Annotated in this window: 11 protein-coding genes; 8 read left to right on the forward strand and 3 right to left on the reverse strand. The window is 65.4% G+C overall.

The annotated features are described in order from the left end of the window. The first annotated feature begins 2 nt into the window (after positions 1-2). From OLX02_RS07700 to OLX02_RS07715, 4 genes are read left to right on the forward strand one after another with little or no spacing between them, the layout of a single operon-like run. Positions 3-779 (forward strand): ABC transporter ATP-binding protein, encoded by a 777-nt coding sequence (locus OLX02_RS07700; protein ID WP_264421679.1) that lies wholly within the window; start codon positions 3-5, stop codon positions 777-779. Further along, entirely contained in the window at positions 776-1,621 is an 846-nt protein-coding gene (locus tag OLX02_RS07705) for a beta-1,6-N-acetylglucosaminyltransferase (RefSeq protein ID WP_264421680.1), read from the forward strand. Before OLX02_RS07700 ends, OLX02_RS07705 begins: the two co-directional genes overlap by 4 nt. Continuing rightward, positions 1,618-2,493 (forward strand): glycosyltransferase family 2 protein, encoded by an 876-nt coding sequence (locus OLX02_RS07710; protein WP_264421682.1) that lies wholly within the window; start codon positions 1,618-1,620, stop codon positions 2,491-2,493. Before OLX02_RS07705 ends, OLX02_RS07710 begins: the two co-directional genes overlap by 4 nt. 1 nt (position 2,494) lies before the next feature. Beyond that, complete coding sequence (locus OLX02_RS07715) at positions 2,495-3,406, forward strand: glycosyltransferase family 2 protein (protein ID WP_264421684.1); 912 nt, start codon at positions 2,495-2,497, stop codon at positions 3,404-3,406. Here OLX02_RS07715 and OLX02_RS07720 read toward each other — a convergent pair. Next, positions 3,403-4,281, reverse strand: a complete 879-nt coding sequence (locus OLX02_RS07720; RefSeq protein WP_264421686.1) for a glycosyltransferase family 2 protein — start codon at positions 4,279-4,281, stop codon at positions 3,403-3,405. The two genes, OLX02_RS07715 and OLX02_RS07720, sit on opposite strands and share 4 nt — an antisense overlap. 447 nt (positions 4,282-4,728) lie before the next feature. Between OLX02_RS07720 and OLX02_RS07725 the strand changes: the two genes are divergently transcribed. Beyond that, positions 4,729-5,328 (forward strand): polysaccharide biosynthesis/export family protein, encoded by a 600-nt coding sequence (locus OLX02_RS07725; protein WP_264421688.1) that lies wholly within the window; start codon positions 4,729-4,731, stop codon positions 5,326-5,328. Between the two features lie 35 nt (positions 5,329-5,363). On the opposite strand, the gene OLX02_RS07730 is transcribed toward OLX02_RS07725, so the two are convergent. After that, positions 5,364-5,612: a hypothetical protein gene (locus OLX02_RS07730; RefSeq protein WP_264421690.1), complete on the reverse strand. Its 249-nt coding sequence runs from the start codon at positions 5,610-5,612 to the stop codon at positions 5,364-5,366. 162 nt (positions 5,613-5,774) lie between these two features. Continuing rightward, entirely contained in the window at positions 5,775-6,761 is a 987-nt protein-coding gene (locus OLX02_RS07735) for an endonuclease/exonuclease/phosphatase family protein (protein ID WP_264421692.1), read from the reverse strand. Positions 6,762-6,958: 197 nt separating this feature from the next. Here OLX02_RS07735 and OLX02_RS07740 point away from each other — a divergent pair, with 197 nt between their 5' ends. From OLX02_RS07740 to OLX02_RS07750, 3 genes are read left to right on the forward strand one after another with little or no spacing between them, the layout of a single operon-like run. After that, the gene (locus tag OLX02_RS07740; protein WP_264421694.1) at positions 6,959-8,203 is read left to right on the forward strand and encodes an outer membrane beta-barrel protein; all 1,245 of its coding nucleotides are present in this window, start codon (positions 6,959-6,961) and stop codon (positions 8,201-8,203) included. 40 nt (positions 8,204-8,243) lie between these two features. Continuing rightward, positions 8,244-10,505: a GumC family protein gene (locus tag OLX02_RS07745; RefSeq protein ID WP_264421696.1), complete on the forward strand. Its 2,262-nt coding sequence runs from the start codon at positions 8,244-8,246 to the stop codon at positions 10,503-10,505. After that, complete coding sequence (locus tag OLX02_RS07750; RefSeq protein ID WP_264421698.1) at positions 10,502-11,671, forward strand: glycosyltransferase; 1,170 nt, start codon at positions 10,502-10,504, stop codon at positions 11,669-11,671. Before OLX02_RS07745 ends, OLX02_RS07750 begins: the two co-directional genes overlap by 4 nt. Position 11,672 lies beyond the last annotated feature (1 nt).

The raw sequence follows: 11,672 nt of genomic DNA on the forward strand, positions 1-11,672 counted from the left end.
CGATGATGCCGGCACTCGCCATCGACGCTCGCGGCCTGTCCAAGCGGTATCGGCGCGGCATTTTCACCGCGTCCACGCTGCGCGATGAACTGGCCGCCGCGTTTTCCCCGCGCGCGGCGCAGGCGGAAGACGAGCACCACTTCCTCGCACTGGACGACGTGAGCTTCACCGTGCCGCGGGGCACGATCTGCGGCATCCTTGGCCGCAACGGCTCGGGCAAGACCACGCTGATGAAGATCCTGGCCGCGATCACCGAGCCGACATCGGGCGAGGCGCATCTCTATGGCCGCGTCAGTTGCCTGCTGGAAGTGGGGGCGGGGTTCGACACCGAACTGACCGGGCTGGACAACATCTATCTCAACGGCGCCATCCTGGGGATGAGCCGCGCCGAGGTGACGGCCAAGCTCGACAGCATCGTCGCCTTCGCCGATATCGGTCCGGTGCTCGACACGCAGGTGAAGCGCTATTCATCGGGGATGTATACGCGGCTGGCCTTCGCGCTGGCGGTGCACCTCGAATCCGAAATCCTGCTGCTCGACGAGATTCTGGCGGTGGGCGACATCCCGTTCCGCGACAAGTGCGTGGCCACGATGAAGGAGCTGGCAGCGCAGGGGCGCTCGATCCTGTTCGTCAGCCACAACATGGACCTCGTGCGCGGCGTTTGCGACAGCGCGTTGCTGCTCGACAAGGGGCGGCTGCTGGCCAGCGGCGGGACCGAGGCGATCTGCGAACGCTATCTGGACATGGTGCGCGGCGACAAGCCGCTGCCGCAACCATGACGGCGCGCGCGCGCGGGTTCGGCTACCTGATCGTCGCGCACCACCGTCCGGCGCTGCTGCTGAGACTGGTGCGCGCCATCCGGCGAATGAGCGACGCTGCCATCGTGGTGCATCTCGATCGCCGGCACCGCGATGCGTTTCGCGCGGTGGAACCGGCGCTGCTCGCCGAGGGGCGGATCGTGGTCATCGCCGCACACACGGTGCGGTGGGCGCATTTCTCGCAGGTGGAGGCGGAACTCGCCGGGCTTGCGGCGATGCTCGATGCCTTTCCCGACGTGACTCATGTCCAGCATATCACCGGGCAGGATTATCCGATCCGGCCTCTGGGCGAACTGGAGCGCATGGTCACCGCGCAGCCGGGGCACAGCTTCATCGACCGCGTGCCGCTGCCCTCGCCGGGGCGCGAGATGCAGTGGGAGCATGTGCGGCGGTTCTACCTGACCCGGTCGCGGCGACGGTCGCTGCGCCTGCCGTTCGGGCGACGGTTGCCTGACCTGCGCTTCTTTTCCGGCTCGCCTTATTGGTGCCTCGCGCGCGAACACGCGGCTTACTTGCTCGGTCTGCCGCCTGAGCGGATGCGCTTTTACCGCGGTGCGCTATCGCCCGACGAGTTCTTCTTCCAGACCGAGCTGAGCAATTCGGAACACGCGGGCGAACTGCTGCATGGCGAATACACGTTCGTGGACTGGCCGGGTGACGGACCCAGCCCCGAAATCCTGACGTTCGGTCATTTCGACGCGATGGTAGAGTCGTGCGCGTTCTTTGGCCGCAAGTTCGACGATTCCGTCGATACCGACGTGCTGGACAGGATCGACCAGTATCTGGCGGAGATCGAAGCATGACTGGTGAAACAGGGGCGCCGCGCGTTTCGGCAGTGATCCTGTTTCACAACGAGGAGGCTTTCCTGCCAGAGGCCGTCGAGAGCGTGGCAGGGCAGGGGTTCGATGCTTACGAAATCCTGATGGTAGATGGCGGGGCAACGCCGGAATGCCTGGCAGTGGCGCGGGCGCTGTGCGCGCAGGATCCATCGCGGCGACGGCTGATCCAGCACCCGGACCGGAATGCGATGGGCGTGGGTGATTTGCGCGGCTTCGGTTTTTCGCATGCGCGCGGAGAGTTTCTCGCCTCGCTCGACGCCGACGACGTGTGGCTGCCGGGCAAGGCGACCGCGCAGGTGGCCCTGCTCGATGCTCATCCCGACGCCACCATGGTCTATGGCCGCACCGAAATCTGGTCGAGCTGGGACGCGAGCGCGGCCGCAACCGACTTCTTCTACGATCTTGGGCTGGAGCCGGACCGGCTGGTCCCCGGCGACGAGGCGCTGCGCGTGATGATCGGCAATCGGGCGCAGACGCCGACGACGTGCAATGCCATGATGCGGCGGCGCGTGGTGGAGCAGGTGGGGGGATGCGAGGCGCGCTTTGCCGGGATGTTCGAGGATCAGGCGCTGTTCGCCAAGTTGATGGCGGTGGGGCCGGTCTATGTCTCGTCGCAGCCATGGGCGCGGTATCGGCAGCGGGGAGTGAGCATGTCGAATGCCGCATCCGACCTCGCGACGGCGCGCGTGCGGCGGAGCCTGCTGCTTTGGCTGGAACGCTGGCTGCGCGCGCATGGCCAAGCCGGACGGCACTTGCGCCGCGCGCTGCGGGCTGAGCAGCGCCGGGCCGCGGCCAACCTGCTGCGACTGGCCGTCAAGAGATGGCTGGGCCGCTGACATGGCGCCGCGCTTCAGCGTCATCATGCCGGTGCTCGACCAGGAGCGCTATCTGGCCGAGGCGATTGCCAGCGTGCAGGCGCAGGACCTGCCTGATTGGGAACTGCTGATCGTCGATGACGGTAGCCGCGACGCCAGCCTTGCCATTGCCGAAGGCTTCGCGCGCGCGGATGCGAGAGTGCGGGTGCTGCGCCATGCCGATGGCGGGCGCCGGGGCGCGGCAGCGGCGCGCAATCTGGCGTTGAACGCGGTGACAGGCGAGTTCGTCACGTTCCTCGATGGCGACGACCTGTTCCTGTCGGACCGTCTTTCCGCTCACGCGGCATTGCTGGATGCCAATCCGGGCCTGCGCTGCGTCTATGGCGCGACGCGTTGGCTGGACGATGCCACCGGGCGGACCTGGGAAGAGGAACTCGGCCCGGTCACTGGCCGCATCCACCAGCCGCCTCAGATCGTGCGCCGGATCGTCGTCAATCACGAAGGCGCGGTACCGTGCATCTGCGCGGCCACGCTGGGCCGGGCGGAGGTGCTGGCGGTAGGCGGCTTCGACGAAGCGTTCGGGCTGTTCGAGGACCAGACGCTGTGGGTCAAGGTCTTCGCGCGCCATCTGGTGTTCGTGACGAGCCATTGCGGCGCCGTCTATCGCCAGCATCGTCAATCGACTTCATCCCGCGTCGATCGCGGCGAACTGGCCGGGTTCCGCCGGCCGGACGAGGCTTCGCACCAGTTCCTGGCGTGGATGCGGCAGCATCTTGCGGCGGAGGGGCTTTCCGACCTGGCGCTCGACCGCGATCTTGGCTGGTGGCTGCGCCGGTTCGACGGGCGTGTGGCGGTGCGCTGGGCCGCGCGCGGGTGGGTGCGGTTGTCGCTGGTCGCGCGGCGGTGGCGTCGGCGCTTGGCGCGTCGTCTCTAGCGGGTCAGCGGCGTTCCGGCGCGGTAGCCTTCGATCCGGCCCATTGCGACCACCCATGCCAACCGGGCGCGGCGGGGGTGCAGCAGAGCGTAGCGGACGGCGTTGAACAGCGACCGGCCGGCCCAATAGGCGATCGCGTTCTGGCGGTAACCGTGTCGCCGCAGCACATAGCCCATGCCGCGCGCATAGGCGCGGATCTTGACGAACATGGCATTGTCCGGGCGCGAGGTGTCGATTTCGAGGTGGTAGCCGTAAAGCCGGGGATCGAAGTGGCAGCGGCGCCCTCGCGCCAGTGCCCGCAGGATGAAATCCGGGCCTTCCGCCGCCTGCCAGGGCGTGGGCGAGCCAATACCCAAGCCTTCGTCGTAGCCTTCCAGTTCTTCCAGCAGGGAGCGCCGCACGAAGGTCATCCCTTCCATCTGGCTGATCCAGACATTGCCGCGCGTGATCGGACCGGCGGATTTGGCGAAGCGCGCGTTGATGCTGCGCCCGTCGGTGTTCGAACAGCGGCCGGAGAGCAACTGGGCGCCTGTTTCGTCCAGCAGGCGCACGCCGGTTTCCAGATATTCCGGGGGATACCAGCAGTCATCGTCGGGGAAGATCACGGTGCGGCCACGCGCTTGCCGCCAGCCGGCATTGCGCCCGCAGCTTACGCCCCGACGGCCAGGCATACGAAGCCGGTGCAGGGCAAAGCCGCGTGGTGCGGCAGAAATGGGGGCAAGCCGATCATCGGAATTCTGATCGACGAGGATGACCTCGAAATCGGAGAATGACTGCCGCTCGAGACTGTCGAGCAGGCGCGCCAGTTCCTCGGTGCGTCCCAGTGATGAGACGACCACGCTCACGTCCGGGCTGTCGGTGCGGTCTCCCGGCAACGTTATGCTCCGGCCCGATGCTGCATGGGCGAAAAGCCAGTCGCGACCGAGCGGGGGGCCGCGATTGTGGGGGCTGCAGGAACGCGCAAACGGGCCGGGGGCCTAATACCCGTTGCCCGGATCGCTCCGAAGTCCCACGCATGACTTGAAAAAGACAAGACTTCTTCGCCCCCCATTGCCGGCGTCGTAGCTGAAAATTTTGCAACACGGTAGTTCCCAGATGAACGATTGATCCATCAAGGGTGAAAACGGGTCTTGCGCGCCCCGCTTTGGTGCAGATGCAGCTTGACCCATATCTTTCGGTTTAAGGATTTGCATTTCGTTAGGTAAGGGTCATTGCTTATCGCACTCGCAGTGACGATCACTGTTGCAGTGCGGTGAGGGCCTGACTAAACATCACGGCCCACTACACTTCGCATTTTGCGCCAGCAATCCGGGATCACTCGCATGACAATGTCGCGTCCGTTTCGTTTGAAGGCGTCGGCCCGCAGGGTCTCGGGTGTCGTGCTCGCGGTGGTGCTGTTCGGGGCGACCACTGGTTGCTCTCAGGCCGGCAACCTTCCCACCCGCTCGGTTTCGGCCGAACAGGCGGTCTACCGCCTGGGCAGCGGCGATATGCTCAAGATCACGGTTTACGGCGAGGAAAACCTCACCGGCAGCTATCCGGTCAATGGCGAGGGGCAGATTTCCTTCCCGCTGCTGGGCACGGTGGATGCCAAGGGCAAGACCCAGCGCGAGCTGGAGGCGGCGCTGACCGCGCGGTTGGGCGACGGCTTCGTCAACAATCCCAGCGTGACCGTGGAAGTGGCGAATTTTCGACCCTATTATATCCTCGGCGAAGTGAACAAGGCCGGCGAGTTCCCGTTCGTCGATGGCCTGACCGCGTTCAGTGCGGTCGCGCGTGCCGGAGGTTTCACCTACCGCGCGGACCAGAAGCGGGTTTTCATCCGCCATCACGATTCGTCCGCCGAAGAAGCCTTCCGGCTCGATGGTGGAACCCCGGTGTTGCCCGGAGATACCATTCGCATCCCGGAACGCCGTTTCTGATCCCTTGCGCTGCGGGAGGGGCGGGGGCCGCGAACCTACCAGAGCGTCCAAAGGTGGAACAGCACGACTGCCCATAGCAGAAGGCTGACGCAAAGGCCGCCAAGCCAGCCGGCCCAGTTGATGGGAGGAAGCCCGGGAAACTGGTCGCGGTCCGCTGCGGCGTCCGCTGCGGCTTCGGAATGTCGGCGATCGGTATGCCAGGGCGATTGCCGCGCGCCCGGGGAATGCGGAGTGTCGCCAGTGGCGCGCACGCGCGGTTCGGGGGTACGCGATGCTTCTGCCATCGCCGGATCCTCTTTCCTGCCATCCCCGGGAGCCGTCCCGATCGTGAAAACATACCATTAGTTCGTAAAAAATTGAAATAAGTTTATTATTTGCAATTACATAAGTTATATTTGAACAATGCTTCGAAGAAAATTCCGCTCTTTTTATGCTGCAGTGCAAAATCAGAGCGGGCAGCGCACGGCGATATCCGCGACCAGCGGGCGGTGGTCGGAACCCAGATCGGGACCGGTATGCACGTTCGCGATCGTGACGGCGCTCCCCGCGTAAAACTGATCGAGGGGCAGTGCCGGGGGAAGGGAAGCTGCGGCGGATGGCCACGTCGGTCGCGGTCCGGACGCAAGGCGGAGGTGCCCGCTGGCCGCGATCCGGCGCATCGCGAATGTCCAGGGCGCGGAGTTGAAATCGCCGATCAGCAGGCCGTCACGGCCCATGTGTCGCATCACTTCGCCCAGATGACGAAGGTCGCCGCGCTGGGATCCGAGCGGCCAGGGGCGTGAGAAGTGGGCTGCCGTCAGGGGAAGGTGGATGCATCCCAGGTCGAGCAGAACGGTGACCGCTGACAGCGTCTTGCGGTTTTCGGGATCGCCCTGCGCGTGGTGCCAGATATGACCGGGCGGCCGGCGCGTCAGGATCACGGTGGAGCAGTGCAGGTTCTCCGCGCAGGCTGCGGCATAAGGGTAAGTACGTAGAAGTGCCGAAAATTCCGTCCTTTGGTGCATATTGGCTTCGATCAGCACGACAGCGTCGGCGTGTTGATCGAGCACCCACGCTATGGCTTCCGGCAGGCGGGCGTTGTCCTTGTAGACGTTGAAACTGGCGATCCGCATCTTTGCCATGGGCGTGGTCGCCGCGATCGTTCCGGCCGGCCACATCGGGCGGGCAATGGCCGCGCCCCAGCACGTTGCGGCGAGCAGTGTCGCCCATCCCAGCAGGCGTACCGTGAGCGAGGTGGCTGTCGCCGCGGCTCCCAGCGCGAAAGCTCCGGCCAATGGAAGCGCAGCGGGCGCCGCTATGTTGATGCTGTCGGCCTCCGCCACGGCCATGCCGGCAATGGATGTGCCCAGGATCGCCACGGCGACAGCCAGCATCAGCACGGAGGGGCCGCGCGGTGAAGGTTGATCGAAATGGACAGGCGGGCCTGAACTCATGGCATTTCCTACCGTTCTGTCCTTGGTGGAAAAGTGTCTCCGGGATTTGTGCGGTGCATCATGATCCCTATTCACGCTGCCGTCGATATGCGATATCGAGCAGACGTGGGCAGGTGAAAACCGTCGTGCCGTTTGAGGGGGTTATGAAAATCAGGACGTATCGACGGCTCGGCCTGCGCCGATGGACCGTGTTCCTCATGAACTTCCAAGTATTCGTGTTTGGAACGACCATGCTGTCGAACGGGGCCGCTGCGCAGAACCTGGATTTCCAGGAGCCGGACGATGTCGCCGGACGGCGCCCGCAGCCCAGCTATGACGCGCAGGGAATTCGCCTTTCGGGTGACATTTTCGCCTATCCCACTTTTGGCGTGGCGGGCGACTATCAGTCGAACCTGTATGGCAGCCCGAAGAATGCGGTGGGCGATCTGGCGGTTGTCGCCAATCCTTCGCTGACAGTGCAGCAGGTACGGTCGGATTCCCGGTTCAGCGTATTTACCGATGCGCAGGTCCGCCGCTTTTCCAAGTACACCCGCGAGAACGATGAGCAGTACACCGTCTCGGGCGCCTTTTCGCTCGATCGGGCAGGTGGGCTCGGACTTTCGGGGGATGCAGGTTATCGCAGGTTCACGGCGGAGCGCGGCACTGTCGCGAACGCGTTCCAGAGTGGCTCTCCGTTGCAGGCGCGCGATTTTCACACCAACCTTTCCGTGTCGAAGCAGTTCAACAAGCTGCGCATTGCCGCCACCGGCCAGTACCTGCGAGTGCGCTATGACGACGCGGTGCTGGGGGGTGGTACGGTCGTCGACCAGACCTTCCGCGACAACCGCCGGATCGGCGGGGACGTGGAGGCGCACTATAATGTCAGCCCGCGTTTCGGCCTGGCAGCGACCGTGGGACTTTCCGACGACCGTTTTACCGACCCCAATCCGCTGACCAACCGCAATGCGACGTCGCGAAGGGCGCTGATCGGTGTCCGCTATGAGCTCACCCGTCTGGTCGAAGTGGCCTTCGATGCCGGCTACCGCAGCTACAACTTCCGCAACAAGGCCTATGCCGACCCCTCTGGGCTCGCCCTGCATGGACGGGTTCGCTGGTATCCCGATGCGTTGGTCACGGTTCGCGCCGACCTTTCGCAGGATACCTCGACGAGCACGTTCAGCAATGTCAGCACGGTCACGCTGACCAGGGCCGACATCGGCACCGATTATGAATATCGGCGCAACGTCATGGTGTCGCTGCGGGCCGGCGGCTCGCGCGAGCGTTACGAGGGCATCAACCAGGCCACCTATTCGTACTGGTCGACGGCTTCTGCCACGTGGAAGGCCAACAAGTGGCTTAGCGTGACCGGATCGCTTGGCCTCGAAGGGCGAACCCGCACGGTTGCGGCGGCGCCCAGGTTTTCGGGCTTCCGCGGCGGCCTGACGCTGCGATTGGCCCGATGACCGCTAGCGCCTGCCAGGCCGGAACGTTGAAAGTCCTCGCATGAACCTGCCTACGATCTATGACGGCTCGGCGCTCCCTCAGCCGATTTCAGCCGGTAACCTGCTTCCCGGCGCGCCAATTGCGCCTGACGAGGACGACCGGCTGAGCTTCGCCCGGCTGCTTGGCTTCTTCCGCCGACGCAGCGGGATCATCTGGGCTGTCCTGGGGGCGACGCTGCTGCTGGGCGGGATCATTACCGCGCTCCAGCCGAGGCTCTACACGGCCTCCGCAGTGCTGCTGCTCAAGCCGCAGTCGGAGCAGCTCGAAGACCGCGTGGCGACCAAGACCCAGCCGCAGCAGCAGGTTTCGGGCGACTGGGACATGAACACCCAGCTTTCGGTGATCACCTCGACCGACGTGGCGCGCCGGGTGATGGAAACGCTGAAGCTGGACCGGGACCCGCGCTACAATCCGGAACTGGCGATCGAGCCGACGCTCTTCGAGAGCCTGACCGGCGCAAAGCCGCGCGCGCTGGCGCCGTCGGCGATCTCGGCGGAGAACATGGAACGCGGGCGCCGCGCCATCGTGCAGGATCTGAAGGGGAGCATTTCCGCCCAGCAGATCGGCACGTCTTATTCGCTCAGCCTGACCGTGCAGGATACCGATCCGCAGATGGCGGCCGGCATTGCCAACGCCTTCGCCGGGCAATATGCGCAGTCGCAGGTGAGCGACAAGCAGCAGTCCGCGCAGCAGGCGATGACCTTCCTTGAAAGGAAGATCGCGGAACTTCGCACGCAGGCCCAGAACGATTTCGCCGCAGTACAGAGCTATCGCATCCGCAATGGCCTGCTCAGCAATCAGGCGACATCGCTGACCGAGCAGGACATTTCTGTCTACAACCAGCAGGTCGCGACCGCCAAGGCGGAAGCCGCAGCCGATCAGGCGCAGCTCGCCACGGCGCGCCGGCAGCTGCGTGCCGGCTCGAACGGGTCGGACGTTGGTGAGGCGCTGTCCTCCACCGTTGTCGGGAGCCTGCGCACGCAGCGTTCGCAGATCGCGGCGCGCGTTGCGGATCTCAGCGCCCGCTACGGCAGCAAGCATCCCGAACTTCTGCGCGCACGGCAGGAGCTTGCCGCTGTCGATCAGCAGATCCAGGAGGAAATCGACCGCGTCATTTCCAATCTGGAGGCGAAAGTGAACGTCTCTGGCCAGCGACTGGGGTCGCTTCAGGGCTCGTTGGGGCAGGCGCGCGGCGTGCTGGCCTCCAACAACGGTGCAATGGTCGCGCTCGACGATCTCCAGCGCCGGGCAGAGGCATCGCAGGGGCAGTACGAGACCTACCTCGCGCGGTATCGCCAGATTTCCGCGATGAGCGGGACCGAACAATCGCGCGCCAAGGTCATCAGCGAGGCCACCGCGCCGAGTGGTCCCTCCAGCCCGCGCGTGATGCTCAACATGATCCTTGCCGGGATCGTCGGCCTGCTGCTTGGCGGCGCCATCGCTTTCGTGGTCGAAATGCAGTTCAGCGGCCTGACCACCTCGGAAGACGTGGCCAAGGCGCTTGGCCTGCCGTTCCTCGGATCGGTGCCCGACAACCGCAAGCTCGACGGCGCGTCCCAGACCCCGTTCGAAACCGTGGTGGACCAGCCGAGTTCCATCATGGCCGAGGCCGTGCGCGGCATCTACAGCGCCACGCATATGCATGTGCCCGATCGCGGCCGTGTGCTGGCGATCACCTCGGCCATGCCCGATGAAGGCAAGACTTCGCTTGCCGCGATGCTGGCGCACACGGCGGCGGGGCTGGGCGTGAACACGGTGGTGGTCGATTGCGACGTGATCGTGCGCGGCCTGTCCAAGCTGTTTCAGGCGACCGACGGTCAGGGCCTGCGCGAAGCGATCGCCGGAACCGCGACGCTCGATCTGGCGCTGCACGAGGTGCGCCCCAAGCTCACCGTGTTGCCGCTGGTTTCGGTTGCCACCGATGGCGAGCGACTGACGGCCGATGGCGGCATCCACCGCATCGTCGCGCAACTGAAGGAGCGCTTCGAGTTGGTCGTGCTGGACCTGCCGCCGTTGCTGTCGATCGCCGAAACACGCGAAATCGCGGGGCTGGCGGATGGCGTGGCGATGGCGGTGCGCTGGCGCGCCACCAGCCGTGACCGGGTCAAGGCGGCCACGCGCCTGCTGCCCGTGCGCCTGCGCGACTATCTCGGCGTGGTGCTGACGCGGGTGGACCTGAAGAAGCAGGCGAAGTTTGCGCCGGACGAAGCTTCGTCGGGATATTACGACGCATATGCGGCCTACCTGATCGGCGCCCGATGACCTTCGCCGCGGCGCCGGTGCGCGGTGCCCCGCGCGTGGCGATCATCCATTACTGGCTGGTGGGAATGCGCGGCGGCGAGCGGGTGCTGGAGCGTTTCCTGCGCCTTTATCCGGGTGCGGACATCTTTACCCATGTCGTCCGGCCGGAGCGCCTGTCGGATGCGATCCGTGCGCATACGATCCGCACCACGTTCATCCAGAAGTTGCCCGGTGCGGTGAAGCACTACCAGAAATACCTGCCGCTGATGCCTTACGCGCTCGAGGAACTGGACCTGCGGGGCTACGATCTGGTCATCAGCAGCGAATCCGGCCCGGCCAAGGGCGTGATCGCGGCGCCGGATGCCTTCCACTTGTGCTACTGCCATTCGCCGATGCGCTACCTGTGGGATCACTATCACCCCTACAAGGCGAAGGCTGGTCGGCTGACGCGGCCGTTGATGCCGCTACTGTTCCATGGCCTGCGCCAATGGGACACCACGTCTGCCCAGCGCCCGGACAAGATCGTGGCCAACAGCGCGTTCATCGCGCGGCGTGTGCGCAAGGCGTGGGGCCGGGAGGCCGACGTGGTGCATCCGCCGGTGGATGTCACGTTGTTCGGCCCGACGGGCACGATCCGTGATCAGTATCTGTGGGTGGGCCAGATGACTCCCTACAAGCGTGCCGATCTGGTGGTCGAGGCGTTCAATCGGCTGGGCCTCCCGCTGCTGATGGTGGGAGACGGCGAACTTTCCCGCGAAATCGCTGCGCGCGCGGGCGACAATATCACGATCGTCGACCGGCTCGATTTTGCCGGGCTGCGCCGTGCCTATGCCGAATGCAAGGCGCTGCTGTTCCCGGCCGAGGAGGACTTCGGGCTGGTTCCGGTCGAGGCCAATGCTTCGGGACGGCCGGTCGTCGCCTATGGTCGTGGCGGCGCGCGCGAAACGGTGGTCGATGGCGAGACGGGGCTGTTCTTCGAGGAACAGTCGGTCGAGGCGCTGGTCGATGCGGTCGAGCGGCTGGAGCGGTGGCTGCCCCATTTCGATCCGGCAGCCGCGATGGCGAATGCACGTCGCTTTGCCCCCGAAGTGTTCGATGCGCGGATCGGCGGCATCGTCGAGCAAGGACTGGCCGGCGGGTTCGGCCGGTCGCAGCAGCCGGCGCCGCCCCGTCTGACCGAGGCCTGAG

The sequence above is a fragment of the Novosphingobium sp. KCTC 2891 genome (assembly GCF_025938155.1).
Classification (GTDB): domain Bacteria; phylum Pseudomonadota; class Alphaproteobacteria; order Sphingomonadales; family Sphingomonadaceae; genus Novosphingobium.